Here is a 19,636-nt window from a genome sequence, read left to right as displayed (position 1 = left end):
CTCCTACCAGGCGTCGCTGCGCGGGCCGGCCTGCGGTTCCTCCGCCGGGCCCTCCTCGGGGACATAGGGCTCGTACCACCCGTGCGGCGGCGCCGGCCGCTCCTCGTCGTCCCCGAGGGGCTGCGGCTCCCGCTCCCCGGCGCCGGCGGCCTCGTCCCCGCGCTCCGCCTCGGCGGGGTTCCAGGAGGCTCTCAGCACGGCCGCCGTCCCGCCGTTCTCGCCGGTAGGCACGCTCTCGGCTTCCGGGCCGCGCTCATCGGCGGCCGGGGTCTCGGGGATCGCTGGAATCGGGGTCGTCGGGCGTGCGGACTCCGGGGTGGGCCAGTCCTCCCACGCGTTCGCCCGCACCGAGGACGCGGGCACGGCAGGCGCCACCGGCGGCACCGGCGGTGCGGGAGACGGCGGGGACAGTGGCGCGGACGGAGGCGCGGGCGGTGGCGCGGACGGAGGCGCGGGCGGTGGTGCGGACGGAGGCGCGGGCGGTGGTGCGGACGGTGGCGTGGACTCCGGCGCAGGTGGTGGCACCGACGGTGGCGCGGGTGGCGGCGCGGACGGAGGCGCGGGTGGTGGTGCGGACGGAGGCGCAGGCCAGGGCGTTGGCGGCCCGGAGCGCTCGTCGTCCTGGCCCCTGCCGTCGGCGTCCTGCCAGCTGTAGGTGTCGTCCGGTGGCTTGACGGTGTCGTCGTCGGTCCACCAGTGGGGGCCGGGGGTGGGGGTGGGGACGGGCTCGTCCGGCATGGGGTCGTCCTCCCAGGTGGCGGGACGCGGGAGGGGCACGTCGCGCGGTGCGGCGGCCGCCATCGAGACCGGCGCCGCGAGGAGCCCGGACGCGGACGCGACCAGGGCGGGGATCGGGTCGCGCGGGGTCATCGTCGGGTCGAACTCCGGAACGCCCGCAACACCCGGGACATCTGGAACGTCCGGGATGACGGGCGAGGTCTTGCCGTGCTTCGGCCCGAGCCAGCCGCGCCGGCTCGGCAGCGTGATCCCGCTGATCAGCCCACCGATGAGCACGAGGACCGCACCGAGGATCAGCCCGGACGAGGTGCCGGCGCGGAACGTCTCCAGTTCGGCGGCGCTCGCGCCCTCGTCCGGGACGTGGTGGACGAGGAGCCCGACGATCGCGATGCCGAACGCGCCGGACGCCTCCCGGATCACGTTGATGACGCCGCTCGCGACCCCGGCCCGCTTCTCCGGGACGGCCTTGAGCACGTACATCACCAGCGGCATGCCGAGGGCTGCGCCGACGCCGACGAGCATGACGCCGGGCATCAGGTCGGCGTAGCCGTCACCGACCTTGAGCATGGAGAACAGCACCATGCCGAGGCCCATCAGCGCCATCCCGGCACCGATCGCCGGGCGCGGGCCGATCTTGGCCGACATCAGGAACGCCATCGGGGTCAGCACGATGATCGCGAGGGCCGGGGGCAGCATGACCAGGCCCGCCTCCGACGGCGAGAACCCCAGGAAGCGCTGCAGGAACGGCTGCGAGTAGAACATCATGCCGTTGAAGCCGATGCCGTACAGCATCTGCGACAGCAGCCCGCCGGTGAACACCCGGTTCCGGAAGAACCGCAGGTCGATCATGGGGTCGGGGGCCCAGGTCTCCACCACGATGAAGCAGACCAGCGCGATCACGCCGAGGCCGAAGACGCTGAGCACGGACGGGTCGGCCCAGCCGAGCTTGTTGCCGGCCTCCAGCCCGTAGATGAACGCGAACAGCATCGTCGCGGAGATCAGCACGCCGGGCAGGTCGATGCGGGCGTGCTTGTTCTCGCCGTGCGGGGTGAGGACGAACAGGCCCAGCACGATCACCAGGATGCCGGGCACGATGTTGATGAGGAAGATCCAGCCCCAGTGCCAGTGCTCGACGATGAACCCGCCGATCGCGGGGCCGAGCGCGGTCGCGGCGGACGCGGCGCCGATGAAGGCGATGTTGCCGATGGAGCGCTGCTTGTCGTTGCGCCCGACGGTGACCATCACCTGCGTGGCGGGCAGCACGAGCGCGGCCCCGGCGCCCTGCACGATGCGGGAGACGATCAGCACCTCGGAGGTGTCCGCGAGCCCGCAGACGGCGGACGCCGCGGTGAACACGACCATGCCGGTGGTGAAGGTGATGCGGCAGCCGAAGACGTCGCTGAGCCGCCCGCCGGTGATCATCAGGCAGGAGAACATCAGGATGTAGCCGGTGGCGACCCAGTCCTTGGCCGAGGACGACATGTCGAGGTCGGCCATGATCGTGGGCAGCGCGGTGAAGACCACCGTGTTGTCCATGGTGGTCATGAACGCGCTGACGGCCACCACCGCCAGCGCCCATCGGTATCGGCCGCGGGTCAAGAGTCCGTACGGCAGGGGTCCCGCACCGCCGGGAAATCCGCCGCTTCCCCCTAAAAGCAGTCGTCGCTATTGTTACTATTGGTTGGCGTCTCGTTACTCAGCCCTGACTCTGTGCCGGGCTGGCTCAACTATCCCATCAGGCCACATTGGTTACTCCCGAGTCTTGTCATCACCGTGACAAGACGTCGGTGAGAAAAGTGGTCTGGGTGCGCATCGTAAGCCGGTCAGCGTGGGACAAAGTGGTCCCTCCGCCTTCGATGAACGATCCCGGTTTCTTGGGGGGACCCCAGCGCATGCAGAGCAACGATCGTTCGGGAGCCGCGCGGGACGCCTCGCAGGACGAGCCCCGGGTCGGCGAGGACGCCATCCGCCGGCATCTGATCGAGCAGATCGCGCGCCGCTCCCGGACCGCCGTCGCCGACATCGACCCCGACCGGCCGCTGGAGGAGTTCGGGCTGGCGTCCCGCGACGCGGTCGCGATCGCCGGCGAGCTGGAGCAGATGCTCGGCCGGTCCCTGCCGGCCACCCTCGTCTGGGAACACCCCACGATCAACAAGCTCTCCGTCGCGCTGGCCGGCGGCGGCGCCCGGGAACCGGAGCCCGAGCCGGAGACCGTCCGGGCGGCGGGCGCGAGCGACGAGCCGATCGCCGTCGTCGGCATCGGCTGCCGCTTCCCCGGCGGCGACCGCGACCTGACCGGCCCGGCCGACTACTGGCGCTTCCTCACCGGGCGCGGCGACGCGGTCCGCGAGGTGCCGGACGGCCGCTGGGACCCGTTCGACGACGGCTCCCCCGAGGTCGGCGACCTCCTGGAGAAGACGACCCGGCTCGGCGGCTTCCTCGACGACGTCGCCGGGTTCGACGCGCAGTTCTTCGGCATCACCCCGCGCGAGGCCGCCGTCATGGACCCGCAGCAGCGGCTCGTCCTCGAGGTGGCGTGGGAGGCGTTCGAGCACGCGGGCATCGGCCCGGCGTCGCTGCGCGGCAGCCGCACCGGCGTGTTCGTCGGCGTGTCGGCGCCGGAGTACGCGGCGTTCACCGCCTCCGACCTGGTCTCCCTCGAACCGTTCACGGCGACCGGCGCCGCGCTCAGCATCATCGCGAACCGGCTGTCGTACCTGCTCGACCTGCGCGGCCCCAGCATGATCGTCGACACGGCGTGCTCGTCGTCGCTGGTGTCCACGCACCTCGCCGTGCAGGCGCTGCGCAGCGGCGAGGCCGACGTGGCGCTCGCGGGCGGCGTGAACCTGCTGCTGTCGCCGACCGTCACGATGACGTTCGACCTCGCGGGCGGGACGGCGGCGGACGGGCACTGCAAGGCGTTCGACGCGTCCGCCGACGGCATGGTCCGCGCGGAGGGCTGCGGCGCCGTCGTCCTGAAGCGCCTGTCGGACGCGCAGCGGGACGGCGACCGCGTCCTCGCCGTCGTCCGGGGCTCCGGCGTCAACTCCGACGGGCGCTCCAACGGCCTCGTCGCCCCGAACTCCGACGCGCAGCGCTCGCTGCTCCGCCACGTCTACGCGTCCGCCGGCATCGACACGCGCGAGGTCGACTACATCGAGGCCCACGGGACGGGCACGTTCCTGGGCGACCCGATCGAGGCCAAGTCGGTCGGCGAGGTCCTCGGCGTGGGACGCGACGACGACACGCCCCTGCTGCTGGGCTCCGCGAAGTCGAACCTCGGTCACATGGAGTCGGCGGCGGGTATAGCCGGGCTCATCAAGGCCGTCCTCGCCCTGCACCACCGGGTCATCCCGCCCAGCGCGCACTACAAGGAACCGAACCCGCACATCCCGTTCGACGAACTGCACCTCGCGGTCGTCGCGGAAGAGACTCCGTGGCCTGACCGGAACCATCCCGCGAGGGCGGGCGTGTCCGGGTTCGGCTTCGGCGGGACGAACGCACACGTCGTCCTCGAAGAGGCACCCGCGCAGGAGACGACCGTCCACCCGGCCGTCGTCAGGACGTTCCCGCTGTCCGACACCAGCGACGACCGTGTCCGCGACCATGCCGCCCTCCTCGCCGAGTGGATTCCGGCCCAGGACAGTGTGAAGCTCGCCGACGTGGCCCGCACCCTGCACGGGCGCGCCGGCCGCGGACGGGCCCGCGCAGCCGTCGCCGCCCGCGACCGCGCAGGGCTCATCGAGGGGCTCACCGCCCTCGCCGAAGGCCGTCCCCACGCCGGGGTGGTCACGGGCTCCGCGCTCGGCATGCCGGGCCGTCCCGTGTGGGTCTTCTCCGGGTACGGGGCACAGCGCGCGGGCATGGCGCAGCGCCTCCTTGAGGAAGAGCCCGCGTTCGCCGAGGCCATCGACGACCTGGACGGCCTGTTCGCCGAGGAGGGCGGCCCCGACCTGTGGTCGCTGCTCGAAGAGGGCCGCAAGCCGGACGGACCCGCCGACGCCATGCCGGTGCTGTTCGCCATCCAGATCGCCCTGGCCCGCATGTGGAAGACCTACGGCGTCACTCCCGGCGCCGTCGTCGGCCACTCGATGGGCGAGGTCGCGGCGGCGGTCGTCGCCGGTGCGCTCACGGTCGAGGACGGCGTCCGCGTCATCTGCCGCCGGTCGCGCCTGCTGACCCGGCTCGTCGGCGGCGGCGCGATGGCGGTGCTCGGCGCGTCCGCCGACGAGGTCGCGCGCCTCGCCGACGGCCTCCCCGAGGTCTACGCGGCCGTGCACTCCTCCCCGAAGCAGACCGTCGTCACCGGCGACGCCGACCAGGTTGCCGAGGTCGTGAAGCGCGCCGAGGCCGAGGGACGCCTCGCCCGGATGGTCCAGGCCGAAGGCGCCGGGCACTCCCCGCAGGTCGACCCGCTGATCCCCGAGCTGCGCGAACTCCTCGCCGAGGTCGGCGCCGAGCGCGGTACCCCGCTCGCCGACGGCATCAAGCTCTACACGACCGCGCTCGACGACCCCCGCGCCTACCTCGCGTCCGACGCGACGCTCGGCGTGGACCACTGGGCCGCCAACCTGCGCAACGCGGTGCGGCTCACCGACGCCGTCTCCGCCGCCGCCGAGGACGGCTACCGGACGTTCGTCGAGGTCAACGCCCACCCGATCCTCGCCCACGCGGTCGGCGAGACCCTCGACGGGACGGGCGCGCTCGTCACCCACACGCTCAAGCGGGCGCGCAAGGGCGAGGAGACCGACGACACGCTGACCTTCCACGCGCAGCTCGCGACCCTCGCCGCCCATGGCCTCAAGGTCGCGACGCCGTCGGACGGCCGCATCGTCGACGTCCCGCAGTCGCCGTGGCGGCACGAGCGGCACTGGGTCGACCTGTCGTCCCGCGCGTCCGGCAAGAGCGACGAGCACCCGCTGCTCGGCGCGCACGTGGAGATGCCCGGCGAGGACCGCCACGCCTGGCGCGCCGACGTCGGCCTCGCCGCGCAGCCGTGGCTGACCGGCCCGACCGTCCACGGCCTGCACGCACTCCCGGTCGCCGCGTTCGCCGAGATGGCGCTCGCCGCCGGGGCGACGGCGCTCGGCACCGGCGACGTCCGCGTCAACAGCCTGTGGATAGAGCGTCCGCTCGCGCTCGCCGAGCACACCACCGTGACCACGACGTTCACCGAGGCGGAGCAGCGGGTCGAGATCCACGCGCTGACGCCCGCGGGCACGTGGGCGCGGCTGGCCAGCGCGGACGTCGGCGAGGACCACCGCGCCCCCGCCGCGCCGCAGCCCGGTGCGGCCACCGAGGTCGGCGCCGCCGAGCGCGGCAGCCGGCACTACCGGCTGCACCCCGAGGTCTTCGACCGCTGCCTGTCGGTCCTGTCGGACGAGGCGGCCGGTGACGAGGGCGGCGTCTGGCTGGCCGAGACGATCGGCAGCCTCCGCGTCTACGGCCCGGCCCACCGCGGCGGCCACGTCCAGGCGCGGGTCGTCCGCGACGAGGAGGGCGTGACCGGCTCGGTCACCCTCCTCTCCGCCGACGGCGACCTCCTCGCCGAAGCGACGGGCATCGTCCTGCGCAAGGTCGACCGCCCCGGCATCCCGGTCCCTCTCGAAGACAAACTGGTCGAACTCCTCTGGGACGAATCCCCCCTCCAGGACACGGAGGCGTCCGACGGCGGGACATGGCTGGTCCTGTCCGACGAGGACGACGCGCTCGCCGTGGCGACCAGTGCGGGACTGGAGGAGCGCGGGAAGCGGGTCATCCGGCACCGGGTGACGAACCGGCCTCCGGACGACCACCCGGCCATGGAAGAGCCGGTCGAAGGCGTCGTGCTCGTCCCGTCGGCCGATCTCGTCGACGAAGAACTCGTGCTCGCCCTCGTCGGCGTGAGCCGTTCCCTGCCGGACGGGCCGCGCCTCTACGTCGCGACCCGCAGCGCACTCCCCCTGAACGGCGAGGAGGGGCTGCCCGGCCACGCGTTCGTCAGCGCGCTCACGCGCGTGCTGGCGTTCGAGCGGACCGTCCAGCGGGCCACCCACGTGGACATCGACCGCCCGGCCGACCTGGTCGCGGAGCTGGTCGCCGCCGGCGACGCCCGCGAGGTCGCCTGGCGCGCGGGCACCCGGTACGTGGCCCGCCTCGGCCAGGCCGCCCTCCCGGACGCCGCACCCAAGAGGAAGCGGATCGTCCGGCGCGGCGGCGCGTACATCATCACCGGCGGGTACGGCGGGATCGGCCTGGTCACCGCGCGGCTGCTCGCCGAGCGCGGCGCGGGACGCGTCGTCCTGTCCGGGCGGAGCGGCCCCGACGCCGACGCCGAGAAGGTGATCGCGCGCCTCCGCGAGGACGGCGTGGACGTCGGCGTCGTCCTCGGCGACATCGCGCGGCCCGGCACCGCCGAGCGCCTGGTCGAGGTCGCCCGGGAGGGCGGCAAGCGGCTGTGCGGCATCGTGCACGGCGCCGGCGCGATCGACGACCGGCTCATCGCCGACCTCGGCCCCGACGATCTCCACAGGGTGTGGACGGCGAAGGTCGAGGGCGCCCGCCGGCTCGGCGAGGCCACCTGGGACCTCGACCTCGACTGGCTCGTCATGCACTCCTCGGCCGCCGCGCTGCTCGGCTCGCCCGGCCAGGGCGCCTACGCCGCCGCGAACGCCGCGATCGACGCGCTGATGGCGCACCGCCGCGCGAACGGACGCCCCGGAACCACCATCAACTGGGGCACCTGGGCGCAGGTCGGCGGCGCCGCCGACGCGTCCGTCACCGTCATCGACCCGATCAGCCCGGCCGAAGGCGCCGAGGCGCTCGAAGCGCTGCTCGTGCACGACATGCCCGCGACGGGCGTGCTGCGCTTCGACCCGGCCACCGCCGTGAGCCTGTTCCCCGAGATCCGGACCATGCCCTACTTCGCCGCGCTGACCGAGGCGGCGGACGCACGCGGGGCGGGTGACGCGGGCCGCGCCGCCGGCGACTGGCCCGGCGTGGAGGCGCTCAAGGACCTCGACCCCGCCGCCGCCCGCAAGCTGATCGCCGCGCAGGTCAAGCACCGGATCGCGGCCGTCCTCGGGTTCGACCCGCAGCGCCTCGACCCGGCCGTCCCGCTCACCGACCTCGGCCTCGACTCGCTCGTCGCGGTCCGGATCAAGAGCGGCGTCGAGCACGACCTCGGGCTGACCGTCCCCGCGTCGGTCCTGCTCCAGGGCGCCAGCGTGAACGTGTTCGAGGAGTGGGCGGCGGGCGAGCTCGGCCTGTCGGACGCCCCGGCGCCCGCGGCCGTCTCGAACGCCGAATCCGGATATGTCATGCCGCGCGATGCCGCCGAGCGGCTCGCGGTCCGCATCTTCGAGGACGTCCTCGGCCTCGACCGCGTCGGCGTCACCGCCGACTTCTTCGCCGACCTCGGCGGGCAGGAGCACCAGGCCGACCAGATCGTGGCGCTCGTCTCCACCGAACTCGGCGGCGCGGTCACCCGGGGCGAGCTGTTCGAGGTCCCGACGGCGGAGAACGTCGCCGAGTACATCCGGGCGGCGGACGAGGAGGCGGCGCGGCAGACCGTCCGCCCGCTCAACCCGGGCCGTTCCGGGGGGCGTGGGGGGTCGTCCCCCCACAATGACGCGTCCGGCGACCGGCGGCCGATCTTCATCGCGCATCCGGCCGGCGGCACCACCGCCTGCTACCGCCAGCTCGTCGACCTGCTCGGCGACGACCAGCCGGTGTACGGGCTGGAGCGGTTCGAGGACGCGCCGTCCGTCGAGGAGCGCGCCGCCCGCTACGTCCAGCACCTGCTCGAAGCGCAGCCCGAGGGCGCGTTCCGGCTCGGCGGCTGGTCGTTCGGCGGCGTCCTCGCCTACGAGACCGCCCGCCGGTTGAAGGCCGTCGGACGCGAGGTCGAGTTCGTCGCGCTGTTCGACGCGGGACTGCCGCTGCCGGTGGACGACGAGTCCGACACCCTCGCCCGGCGCTTCGCCGCGTTCGCCGACTACATCAACGAGACGTACGGCCTGGACGTCACCCTCACCTACGAGGAGCTGTCCGGGCTGGACGAGGAGGCACAGTTCGCGCTCGTCATGGAGCGCGCGGCCCCGCTCGTGGACTACATCCCCCCGGCGGCCCTCACCCACCAGCTCACCTCGCACCAGGACACCCGCTCCCTGGAGGCGTACCAGCCCGAGCCGTACGACGGACGCGTCATCCTCTACTACGCGCCCGAGGAGACCCCCTGGGCCGTCCGGGATGCCCGCTATGTGCTCGACGGGACCAACGGTTTCGGCGGGCTCTGCTCCGACCTGGAGATCGTCACGATCCCCGGGGTGCACCACCTCAACCTGCTCGACCCGCCCGGTGTGGAGGTTCTCGCCGCGCACCTGGAGGGCCGGCTGGCCGGACGGCGGGAGCGCGACGCCGTCCTCACGTCCACAACGGCCCGCTGAGGGCCCGCCCCGAACCCCGTCGTCCCACGGAGGACACCCATGGCCCACTCCGGCTCGTCCCACCCTCTGCTCGATGCCGTACGCGGCGGCGCGAGCGGTCCCGAGCTGCAGGAGATCGACCTTCCGACACGCTTCCGCGCCGCGCACACCCGCAAGGAAGAAGTCGGCATCTTCGAGGGTCAGACCGACAAGGACGTGCGCCGCTCCATGCACGTCGGCGAGGTCGACATGCCCGAGCTCGCCCCCGACGAGTGCGTGGTCGCGGTGATGTCCGCCGCGATCAACTTCAACACCGTCTGGTCGGCGATCTTCGAGCCGATCCCGACGTTCGCGTTCCTGGAGAAGTTCGGCCGGCAGGGCTGGTACGGCGCCCGGCACGACCTGCCGTACCACATCCTCGGCTCGGACGGCTCCGGCGTCGTCGTGCGCACCGGGGCGGGCGTGAAGCACTGGAAGGTCGGCGACAAGGTCGTCCTGTCCCCGTCCTATGTGGACGAGGAGGACCACGGCTCCTACGACGACGGCATGATGTCGGAGACGCAGCTCGCCTGGGGCTTCGAGACGAACTTCGGCTCGCTCGGCGAGTACTGCATCGTCAAGGCGAACCAGCTGATCCGCAAGCCCGCCCACCTCACCTGGGAGGAGGCCGGCTCCAACACCCTCTGCGCCGCCACCGCCTACCGGATGCTCGTCGGGACGCACGGCGCCCGCATGAAGCAGGGCGACGTCGTGCTGATCTGGGGCGCGACCGGCGGGCTCGGCTCGTTCGCGACGCAGCTCGTCAAGAACGGCGGCGGCATCCCGGTCGGCGTCGTGTCGTCGGAGGAGAAGGCCGACATCGTCCGGTCGCAGGGCTGCGAGCACGTCATCAACCGCAACGAGCTGAACCTCGGCGAGCAGGGCCTGCGCCACCCGAAGGCCGGCCGCGTCCTCGGCGAGGCCATCCGGAGCCTTGTCGGCGAGGACCCCGGCATCGTGTTCGAGTACCTCGGCCGCGAGACGTTCGGTGCGTCCGTCTACGTCGCCAAGCGCGGCGGCAAGATCGTCACGTGCGGCTCGTCGACCGGTTTCAAGCACGAGTACGACAACCGCTTCCTGTGGATGCGGCTGAAGAGCATCATCGGCTCGCACGGCTTCAACTACCACGAGGCCGTCGAGGTGAACCGGCTGTTCGGCCTCGGCATGATCCACCCGACGCTGTCCGCGGTGTTCCCGCTGGACGAGGCCGGGGAGGCGACCCGCGCCGTCCAGACCAACCAGCACACCGGGAAGGTCGCCGTCCTGTGCGGCGCCGAGAAGGAGGGCCTGGGCGTGGACGACCCGGCCCTGCGCGAGCGCATCGGCGAGGAGAAGCTGAACCTCTACCGCCGCTGACACGACCGTGAGGGGACGGGCCCGGGATCGCCGGGCCCGTCCCTTTTTCACGCGTTCGGTGTGCTTCGCCGAGCCGCGTCCCCCCGTCGCCGGCCCAGACGCGACGGCCACCAGACGGCGCGTCCCAGGTCGTAGGAGGCGGCGGGCACCAGCAGCGCCCGGACGGCGAACGTGTCGATCAGGATCCCGACCACGATGATGAAGGCGATCTCCACCAGCGGGACGAACGGCAGTACGGCGAACAGCGAGAACGTCACCCCGAGGACGACACCCGCCGAGGTGATGACGCCGCCGGTGGTGGTCAGCCCGCGGACAACGGCCGCCCGCGCGTCGTCCAGCCGGACGTGCTCCTCCCGGATCCGGGCCATGAGGAAGATGTTGTAGTCCACGCCCACGGCGATGAGGAACGCGACGCAGAACAACGGCAGCGACGCCTCGGCGGCCGGGAATCCGAAGACGTGGTCGAAGGCGACGGCCGAGAGCCCGAGCGTGGCGGCGACGCTGAGCACCACGGTGGCGATGAGCAGCAGCGGGCCCGCCACCGCCCGCAGCAGCACGATCATCAGCAGCAGGACGACCACCAGTACGAGCGGGACGACCGTCAGCAGGTCGGTCTTGCCCGCCTCGATGGTGTCGATGCTGATCGCCGTGGTCCCGCCCACGCGTGCTTCGGCGTCGACCTTGTGCACGGCGTCCCGCAGCCGTTCGACGGTGTCCTTGGCCGCGGCACCGTCCGGCGGGTCGGACAGGGTCGCCTGCAGCAGCACCCGTCCGTCCACCACCTTCGGCGGGCCTCCGGGAGCGTCGCTGTAGGGGGTCGTGCTCTCCACGCCGTCCACGCCCTGGGCCGCCCGCGTCAGTTCGGCCTGCGCCGCGGCCGGTCCGGCGATGAGCGCCGGGGCGCCGGCGCCGGCCGGATAGTGGCGGGCCAGCACGTCCAGACCGACCACCGAGTCGGGCTTGCCGCCGATGAACTGCTCGCTCATCGCGGACCCCGACGCCTTGAACGTCGGCAGGAACGCCGCGCACACGACGAGGACCACCGTCACCCCGACCCAGACCGCGCGCGGACGGTGCGAGACGACCCGCGCCGCCCGTCCCCAAATGCCGTGCTCCAGGGTGTGCTCAGACCCGTACGCCGGACGCAGCGGCCAGAACGCGGCCCGCCCGATCAGCGCGAGCACCGCGGGAAGGAAGGTGAACGTCGCGATGAGCGAGGCGCAGATCCCGAGCGCGAGGACGGGCCCGTAGCCGCGGTTGGAGCTCAGCTCCGACAGCAGCAGGCACATCATCGCGATGATCACCGTGATGCCGGAGGCGGCGATCGCGGGCGCCGACCGGCGGGTCGCCACGGCGATCGCCTCGTACGCCGACTCCCGGTCGCGCAGCTCCTCCCGGTACCGGCCGACGATCAGCAGCGCGTAGTCGGTGGCCACGCCGATGCAGATCAGCACCAGCGCGCCCTGGCTCTGCCCGTTGAGGTCGATGAGGTCCTCGCGCGCGAGGAAGTAGACCGCGACCGACGCGAGCGTCTGCGCGAGCTGCGCGGTCGCCAGCACCACGATCGGCAGGATCACGCTGCGGTAGACGAGGACCAGGATGAGGAACACGGCGAGGGACGCGATGAGCAGCAGCCGCACGTCGGCGCCCTCGAAGATGCTCGCGAAGTCGCCCGCCATGCCGCCCGGCCCGGTGACGTGGGCGGTGAGGCCGGGATGGCTCCACGCCAGCTCGCGGATCTCGTCCACCGCGCCGGGGAGGACGCTGGAGTCACCCGAGGTCGAGAGGGGGACGACGATCTGGAGCGCCCGCCCATCGGCCGACGGGACTGGCCCGGCCGCCCGTCCGGCGACGCCCTCCACCGAGGCGATGGCTCGCAGATCGGCCCGCACCGCCGCCCGGTCGGCCGCGGTGACACCGGAGTCGCGGACGTAGACCACCACGGCCGGTGTCCGCTCGGCGCCGAAGAAGCCGGGCTCCAGCTCCGCCACCCGGGTCGCCTCGGCGCCCGACGGCAGGAACGCGGCGTTGTCGTTCTTGACCACCTCGCCCAGCATCCCGGCGTAGTTCCCGCCGGCGCCCAGGAAGGCGACCCACCCGATGATCAGCACCACGGGGACGAGCCACCGGTAACGGCGGCGCCTCCCGGACGCCATGTGAACGTGCATTACTCCTCCGGTTCGGTACGCGTGCGCGGCGAACCGAACCGGGAAGAAGCGGCGACTATCCTTGAGGTCGGCACCTTGCAGCCGCAGCCCGTTCACGGTTCGGTTCGAGGTCGATCCCCGGCGCGGTGTTGCAGCACCGCGCCGGGGGCTTTTTTCGTCTACTCCGGGTCGCCGCCCCTTTCCGCGAGTTCCCGCAGCTCGTCCGGCAGCTCTCCGGAGCGGTGGAACTCGCGCCACTGCGCCAGGCCCGGCAGCGAACCCCCGGTGATCTCCGCGAGCAGGCCGCGCGCCCACCCGACCTCGGCCCGGCGCGCGGCCAGCTCGTACTCGGTCTCGATGAGGAACAGCCGGGGCACCGCCTCGGCGCTCCCGGCCAGCTCCGCCTCGACCGCGGCGATCCGCGCCTCCAGGGCGCCGACCCGTCCTTCGAGCAGGCGGGCGACCTCGTCCGGGGGGAGCACCGCGAGCAGGGACAGCCCGGCCTTGAACCGCTCCTCCGACTCGGGCACCGCGACCAGCTCGCGCACCCAGTCGACCATCTCGGCGCGTCCCGCCTCGGTGATCCGGTAGACGGTGCGTTCGGGGCGGCCGCCCTCACGCTCGCTCTGGACGGCCGCCACGAAGCCGTACTTCTCCAGGTTCTGGACGACCCGGTACAGGGAACCCCACTTGATCCCCATCTGCTCGTCCTTGCTCCGGGCACGCAACACCGAGGCGACCTCGTAGGGGTGCATGGGCCTGGTGACGAGGGCGGACAGCACGGCCAGCCCCAGCAGGTTCGACACCTTCCGCCGCTTGGCCACGACCCACCCCCGTCCGCGCTACTCCGGTGCGACTATACGCATCGGAGTAATAGGGAGACAAGCGAAACGCCCGCCGGTTCGCGACCCGGCGGGCGTTCTGCGCTATCTCGGTCAGGAACCGATCAGCGTGGCATAGACGATCAGGTTGTCCTTGTAGTGGCCGATCTTCTTGTCGAAGGCGCCACCGCACGTCACCAGCCGCAGGGACGCGTGGTCGAGCGACTCACCGAACACCTTCTTGTGCGGGAAGGCGTCCTTGTCGACCCGCTGCGCCTTCTGCACGGCGAACGTCGCGGTCGTCCCGTCCTTGCGGGCCACCGCGATCTTGTCGCCGGGCTTCAGGTCCTTCAGCCGGTAGAACACCGCCGCCTTGCCGTTGGCGTCGACATGGCCGAGGATCACCGCCGGGCCGATCTCGCCCGGCGTGACGCCCTCGTCGTACCAGCCGGCCAGGTTCGGCTTGGTCAGCGGCGGCTCCTCGACGCGTCCGTCGGGCAGCAGCCCGACCGCGCCGACCGGAGCCGACACACCGATCTTCGGGATGGCGATCTTCGTCGGCGGCGACTGCGACAGCGGATGGACGTTCGCCGCGGGCGTGGTCGCGCCCGTCGTCTCCGTCGCCGCGGGCTTCGGTGCGCCGGAGGCGGCGGCGTCCCCGCCGTCGTCCCCGCCGCAGCCGCTGAACAGCATTCCGATGAGCAGCGCACCGGCCGCCGCGCTCACGGCGCGGCGACCGGCGGCCGATGCAGGAAGTCCCGGCAACGTTACGACCGCTCCGCGGCCGAGCGGCGGCGCAGCGCGATCGCGCCGAGGCCGACCGCCATCAGCGCGCCCCAGCCGGCGGCCAGCAGCGGCGCCGGGGAGTTCTGGTCGCGGTTGTACATGCTGCCGTCACCGGTGTCGATACGGCCGGTCGGGATCTTCGGGGTCTTCGGCGTCAGCGTGCTGCCGCCCTTGTTCCCCTTCTTGCCGCCGTTCCCGTCGGCCTTCTCGGGCTGCGTGGTGAACTTGACCGAGCCGTAGTCCTTGCAGACCACCGTGGCGGTCGTCGGGTTCGGCAGGTTCTTGCGGAACGTGCCGGTGGCGGTCCAGGTGTTCTCGCCGGCCTTCTTCACCGGCAGCGGGTTCTGCGTGTAGCCGTTGCTGGTGATGCTCACCGACGTCGGGCAGATCACCTTGAACGTCGTCTTGTAGCCGGGCGCGACGCGCAGGCTGGACAGCTTCACCTTGTCGGTACCGAACTTGAACGCCGGCTCGTTGGGCGTGCCGGGGTTCTCGCCACCGGGGTTCTCACCACCGGGGTTCTCGCCGCCCTTGACCGTGACCCAGACGGGCTTGTTCGACCCGGCCTGCTGCTCGCACTTGAGCTGCGTGCCGTCCGCGGCCTTGACCGTGCTGCCGATCTGCTCCGCCGTGCAGGCGTCACCGGCCTTGGGCGCGGTGTCGTCCGGGGTGGCGAGTGCGGGCGCCGCCATACCGAGCATCATGGATCCCGCAGCGATTCCCACCGCGGCCAGCCGACTTGCGCGCATTGCTGCTCCTCTGTTCGGGGGCTTTCCGCGTCCCAGGCGAAGTTGAGATGTGCCCGTGCGATGGCGGGGGATGTGCCGCGGGCCGGCGGCTGGCATGCAGGGCCTCGTTGAACTACGAGCGCCAGGGGAGACGGAAGAGATTGATGAATCGGCAGCCTAGCGGGGTTCCGCCGGAGCGCGCCCCGGAAAATGCCTGGTCGGGGGCTAATGGCCGGACCAGGTCATGCGCGAGGGATGCGTAAACCCCTTCCCGTCGCCACGCGACCCCGCTATCTCATCGCCCCGGCTGATCAGCGGAAATAACGCAGTGTGAAAGGGCGACCCCATCTGCTGCCACCACTCGATTGTGCCGATGCGGAGCGTACTTCCTGTTCGCTCAGAGCGAAACCGCACGTCACCGAGTGGCCGTGACCTGCCCTGCGACCGACCAAAAGTGGTTGAAAGGTGAATCACCGAGGCCGTTAGGAGTAGCAGGTGATTGCCATGCGTCGGTGTGAATTGCGCCACACTCACCATTCGCCTCGGCCGTCGGAAATGGTCGTCAGGTGGGCAGCGGCCGTTCATCTACTACATGCTTCATCACGAGGGTGGAGTTCAGCCGCTGTACACCTGGGAGTGCGCTCAGCACATCGTCCTCCAACTCCTGATAGGCGGTCAGATCGGCGGTGACGATGCGCAGCAGGTAATCGGGATCGCCGAACAGCCGCTGCGCCTGCACCACTTCCGGGACGCGCGTTACCGCCTCCTCGAAGCCGAGCAGCGTTTCCCGGTCCTCCTGCCGCATGGTGACGAAAACGAGGGCCTGGAAGGTCAGCCCGAGCGCGGCGGCGTCCACGACCGCCCGGTACCCGCGGATGGTGCCGCTGCGTTCCAGCTCCCGCAGCCGCCGATGGCAGGGCGAGACGCTCAACCCGACCCGCGCCGCCAGCTCGGTGATCGTCAACCGCCCATCCACCTGGAGCGCAGCAAGAATCTTCCGATCGATACCGTCCACGAAGAAGATCCTTCCACCACTGACCGACGATCGAGGCAAAGTCGCAAACACCTTCTCGCAAATAGAGAATACGCTTCCCTCAGTAGCGGCAGGTGCCCCCCAGCTTCACCGCCCCCGTCCGCGTTGACCCGCGGCGTGTTGTTGTTATGAGCGCGTCGAAAACAACAACACGCCGCAGATCAACGAGTTGGTGGCCCGGTCGACGTTCGTGGGACGCCGCACTAGAGAGGGAGGGGAAGCCATGGCGACCGGCTCCGTACTCGCCTTCTGGGCGGTCGCGTTCCTGCTCATCGTCGTGCCGGGCCCGGACTGGGCGTTCACCATCGGCGCCGGCCTGACCGGCCGGTCCGTCGTCCCCGCCGTCAGCGGCCTGGTCACCGGATATGCCGCCGTCACCGCCATCGTCGCGGCCGGTGTCGGCGCGCTGGTCGCCGGTTCCCCGTCCGCGCTGACGGCCCTGACCTTGGTCGGCGGCGCCTACCTCATCTGGCAGGGCGCCACGACCCTCGTCCGTCCGGCCGCGGCGAGCACCGGGCCCGAGGCCGGTACCGGCTGGCACACCTTCCTGCGCGGCATAGGCGTCAGCGGCCTCAACCCCAAGGGCCTGTTGCTCTTCGTGGCACTCCTGCCCCAGTTCACCGACCCCGATGACAGTTGGCCCGTCGCGAGCCAGATCGGTGTCCTCGGCCTTACCTTCATGGCCACCTGCGCGGTCTGGTACCTCTGCCTGGGCACCCTCACCCGAACCGTGCTGGACGGCCGTCCGGGCAAGACTCGCCTGATCAGCCGACTCTCCGGCGCCGCCATGGCGGCCTTGGGCGTCTACCTCCTGCTAGACCACTTCCTAGCCTGACCACGGCCGAGCGCAGGCTCAGGTGTCGGCTTCGATAGAGGAATCCAAATAGGGGCCCAGTTCCCGGGCGACGGTCGTCAGCGGACGCACGGACTGCTCGGCCTTGGCCATCAGGACCGCGCCCTCCAAAGCACTGATCATCAGTGTCGCCAGCGCACTGGCCTTGCGGGACGGGACGCCCATGGCGGTCAGTTCCCGCGCGATCGGACGGCGCCATGCGGCGAACGCGTCAGCGGCGGCGGCCCGGGTGGAGGCGACGGAGTCCGCGCAGTCGACCGTCGCCGCGGCGACCGGGCAGCCGCCCGCGAAGCCCTCGGCGCGGAACTCGTCCGTCCATTGCCGCACCATCGCCGCGAAGAGCCCGCTTGGGGAAGGACGGGACATGGAGGCCATGAAGCGATCGATCCGGGCAGCCGCGTAGCGCCCGGCCCACTCCACGGCCTCGTTCACCAACTGCTCTTTGCCGCTGGGGAAGTAGTGCTGGAGCGACCCGCGCGGCGCGCCCGCGTGGGCGGCGACCTCGCGCAGTCCGGTGGCGGTGACACCGTCCCGGCGGATGAGCTGCGCGGCGCTGAAGACCATCCGCTCGCGGGGATCCCGATCCTCTGTTTCCGGCTTCACCTGGACCATTATCATGACCGCTGTCATAATCGGCAAGGTCGGCACGTCCCCACGAGCGCCCCGCCGCCACCCCTGTGCGGAGCGCCGTCCAGCCCGCGACCGGAGGCGACGGTGGACACGAATGTCGGATTCATCGGACTCGGCGTCATGGGACGCCCCATGGCGGTCAACCTCGCCCGCGCCGGAACCCGCCTGATCGTCTGGAACCGCACCCCGGCCCGAGCCGAGGAGCTGCGCGCGGCGGGAGCGGCCGTGGCGTCCAGCCCCGCCGAGGTGTGCAGGCGCGCGGACGTGGTGCTCCTCATGCTGGCCGACGGCCCCGCCATCGACACCACCCTCGGACGCGGCACGCCGGACTTCGCCGCGAACGTCGCGGAACGAGTGATCGTCCACATGGGGACGACATCACCGACCTACTCGCGCGACCTGGAAGCCGACGTCCTTGCGGTTGGCGGACGCTACGTCGAGGCGCCGGTATCGGGCTCGCGTGGCCCGGCCGAAACAGGCGAACTCGTCGCGATGCTGGCCGGTGAACCGGCGGCCGTTGCCCTGCTCCAGCCGTTGATCGCCCCGATGTGCCACCAGACGTTCGTCTGCGGACCCGTCCCGCAGGCGCTGCAGATGAAGCTCGCGGTCAACCTGTTCCTGATCACGATGGTCACCGGCCTGGCCGAGTCGTTCCACTTCGCCGACCGGCACGGCCTGGACCAGCGGCGGCTGCTGGACGTCCTTGCCGCCGGCCCGATGGCCAGCACCGTCTCCCGCGCGAAGGCGCACAAGTTGCTCGCCCGCGACTTCAGCGTCCAGGCATCCATCACCAACGTCCTGGACAACAACCGGCTCATCGCCGAAGCCGCCCGTCGGGCGGGCATCGCCTCACCCGTCCTGGACGCCTGCCACGCCCTGTACCGCGAAACCCAGGAGCTGGGCCACGGCCCGTCCGACATGGCCGCCGTGATCCACGCGCTCGCCGCCCGAACCAACGCCCACCCCCAGACTGCCCAGCAGCCCTAACGCGCCGCCCACCAAGCCCCACCAGATCCGTTGACCTGCGGCGTGTTGTTGTTATGAGCCGCCGGATAACAACAACACGCCGCAGATCAACGACGTGGTGGCTCGGTCGACGGTCGTGGACACCGCACTAGCCTTGCCGGTAGGCCGATTCCGGGAGGCACTCCAGATGGCAGAGCGGCTGATCGAGGCGAGCGGCGTCGAGATCTGCACGGAATCCTTCGGTGACCCGGCGGATCCGCCGATCCTGCTCATCATGGGGATCGGCGCGTCGATGCTCTGGTGGGAGGAGGGCTTCTGCCGGATGCTCGCCGACGGCGGACGCTACGTCGTCCGCTACGACCACCGCGACACCGGACGCTCGACCACGTACGAACCGGGCCACCCCGGCTACACCAACCTGGACTTGGTCGATGACGCCGCCGCCGTCCTTGACGCCTATGCCATCCCGTCCGCGCATGTAGTGGGCGTCTCAGCGGGCGGCGCGCTCGCCCAACTCCTGGCGCTGGACCATCCCGGCCGCGTCCTCTCCCTAACCCCCATCAGCACAAGCCCCGCCCTGCCCGGCGGCCCTGCCCTGCCGCCGCCGGCCGAGGAGTTCGGACGCTTCTTCTCGACCGCGAAGGTCGACTGGTCCGACACCGCATCGGTGATCGACTACCTGGCCGCCTACGACGTCATGCTCGCCGGAACCGAACGCCCGCCGGACGAGACGGCGATCCGCGCGCTCGTCCGCCGCGACGTGAACCGTGCCCGCGACATCAGAGCGATCCAGAACCACGATGCGATCCCGGAGGCCGACCGCCACCGGGAGCCCCTGTCATCGGTAGCCGTGCCCACCGTGGTGATTCATGGCACCGCGGACCCGATGTTCCCGATCGAGCACGGCGAAGCACTGGCCGAAGAAATCCCGGGTGCCGCCTTCGTCCGCCTCAAGGGAGCCGGTCACGGACTGAAACGCCCAGACTGGGAAACCGTCGCGCACACGATCCTCACCCACACAGGCGCACAGCACGCCTAGTACTCCAGTTGTAGATCGCGATCTTGCTGGTCGGGGCTGGTCCGGGAACGGGTGCGGCCACCGGTGATCATCGGTGTGTGAAGACAGAAGATCAG

12 protein-coding genes are annotated in these 19,636 nt (G+C 71.5%); 5 read left to right on the top strand and 7 right to left on the bottom strand.

Annotated elements, in window-relative coordinates; all coding sequences use genetic code 11:
* Window positions 1-3: 3 nt before the first annotated feature.
* Window positions 4-2,337: an MFS transporter gene (locus ABZ806_RS12915; protein ID WP_500217095.1), complete on the bottom strand. Its 2,334-nt coding sequence runs from the start codon at window positions 2,335-2,337 to the stop codon at window positions 4-6.
* A 293-nt stretch (window positions 2,338-2,630) separates the two neighbouring features.
* On the opposite strand from ABZ806_RS12915, the gene ABZ806_RS12910 reads away from it, so the two are divergent.
* Window positions 2,631-9,164, top strand: a complete 6,534-nt coding sequence (locus ABZ806_RS12910) for an SDR family NAD(P)-dependent oxidoreductase (RefSeq protein ID WP_500217094.1) — start codon at window positions 2,631-2,633, stop codon at window positions 9,162-9,164.
* A gap of 39 nt (window positions 9,165-9,203) precedes the next feature.
* Window positions 9,204-10,538, top strand: a complete 1,335-nt coding sequence (ccrA, locus tag ABZ806_RS12905; RefSeq protein WP_500217092.1) for a crotonyl-CoA carboxylase/reductase — start codon at window positions 9,204-9,206, stop codon at window positions 10,536-10,538.
* 47 nt (window positions 10,539-10,585) lie between these two features.
* On the opposite strand, the gene ABZ806_RS12900 is transcribed toward ccrA, so the two are convergent.
* From ABZ806_RS12900 to ABZ806_RS12880, 5 genes are all read right to left on the bottom strand, one after another.
* On the bottom strand, window positions 10,586-12,706 hold the full coding sequence (locus tag ABZ806_RS12900) for an MMPL family transporter (protein WP_500217091.1): 2,121 nt from the start codon (window positions 12,704-12,706) through the stop codon (window positions 10,586-10,588).
* 158 nt (window positions 12,707-12,864) lie between these two features.
* Entirely contained in the window at window positions 12,865-13,509 is a 645-nt protein-coding gene (locus ABZ806_RS12895) for a PadR family transcriptional regulator (RefSeq protein ID WP_500217090.1), read from the bottom strand.
* Between the two features lie 111 nt (window positions 13,510-13,620).
* Window positions 13,621-14,232, bottom strand: a complete 612-nt coding sequence (locus ABZ806_RS12890; RefSeq protein ID WP_500217088.1) for a class F sortase — start codon at window positions 14,230-14,232, stop codon at window positions 13,621-13,623.
* A 41-nt stretch (window positions 14,233-14,273) separates the two neighbouring features.
* On the bottom strand, window positions 14,274-14,984 hold the full coding sequence (locus ABZ806_RS12885) for a hypothetical protein (RefSeq protein WP_500217086.1): 711 nt from the start codon (window positions 14,982-14,984) through the stop codon (window positions 14,274-14,276).
* Between the two features lie 598 nt (window positions 14,985-15,582).
* The gene (locus tag ABZ806_RS12880; RefSeq protein WP_500217084.1) at window positions 15,583-16,035 is read right to left on the bottom strand and encodes an Lrp/AsnC family transcriptional regulator; all 453 of its coding nucleotides are present in this window, start codon (window positions 16,033-16,035) and stop codon (window positions 15,583-15,585) included.
* A gap of 241 nt (window positions 16,036-16,276) precedes the next feature.
* Here ABZ806_RS12880 and ABZ806_RS12875 point away from each other — a divergent pair, with 241 nt between their 5' ends.
* Entirely contained in the window at window positions 16,277-16,888 is a 612-nt protein-coding gene (locus ABZ806_RS12875) for a LysE family translocator (RefSeq protein WP_500217082.1), read from the top strand.
* A gap of 18 nt (window positions 16,889-16,906) precedes the next feature.
* Here the strand turns inward: ABZ806_RS12875 and ABZ806_RS12870 are convergent, their stop codons facing one another.
* Entirely contained in the window at window positions 16,907-17,509 is a 603-nt protein-coding gene (locus ABZ806_RS12870; protein WP_500217081.1) for a TetR/AcrR family transcriptional regulator, read from the bottom strand.
* A gap of 111 nt (window positions 17,510-17,620) precedes the next feature.
* Here ABZ806_RS12870 and ABZ806_RS12865 point away from each other — a divergent pair, with 111 nt between their 5' ends.
* A complete protein-coding gene (locus ABZ806_RS12865; protein WP_500217080.1) occupies window positions 17,621-18,523 on the top strand; it encodes an NAD(P)-dependent oxidoreductase in 903 nt (300 codons plus the stop codon).
* A gap of 166 nt (window positions 18,524-18,689) precedes the next feature.
* Window positions 18,690-19,541: an alpha/beta fold hydrolase gene (locus ABZ806_RS12860; RefSeq protein ID WP_500217079.1), complete on the top strand. Its 852-nt coding sequence runs from the start codon at window positions 18,690-18,692 to the stop codon at window positions 19,539-19,541.
* Window positions 19,542-19,636: the final 95 nt, after the last annotated feature.

The organism is Spirillospora sp. NPDC047418 (assembly GCF_040643275.1).
Classification (GTDB): domain Bacteria; phylum Actinomycetota; class Actinomycetes; order Streptosporangiales; family Streptosporangiaceae; genus Spirillospora.
This window is presented reverse-complemented; position numbering and strand designations above follow the sequence as displayed.

Coding starts and splice junctions, on each gene's coding strand:
- ABZ806_RS12910 (WP_500217094.1), top strand. CDS start 2,631: ATGCAGAGCAACGATCGTTCGGGAGCCGCGCGGGACGCCTCGCAGGAC.
- ccrA (WP_500217092.1), top strand. CDS start 9,204: ATGGCCCACTCCGGCTCGTCCCACCCTCTGCTCGATGCCGTACGCGGC.
- ABZ806_RS12900 (WP_500217091.1), bottom strand. CDS start 12,706: ATGCACGTTCACATGGCGTCCGGGAGGCGCCGCCGTTACCGGTGGCTC.
- ABZ806_RS12885 (WP_500217086.1), bottom strand. CDS start 14,984: ATGGCGGCGCCCGCACTCGCCACCCCGGACGACACCGCGCCCAAGGCC.
- ABZ806_RS12875 (WP_500217082.1), top strand. CDS start 16,277: ATGGCGACCGGCTCCGTACTCGCCTTCTGGGCGGTCGCGTTCCTGCTC.
- ABZ806_RS12860 (WP_500217079.1), top strand. CDS start 18,690: ATGGCAGAGCGGCTGATCGAGGCGAGCGGCGTCGAGATCTGCACGGAA.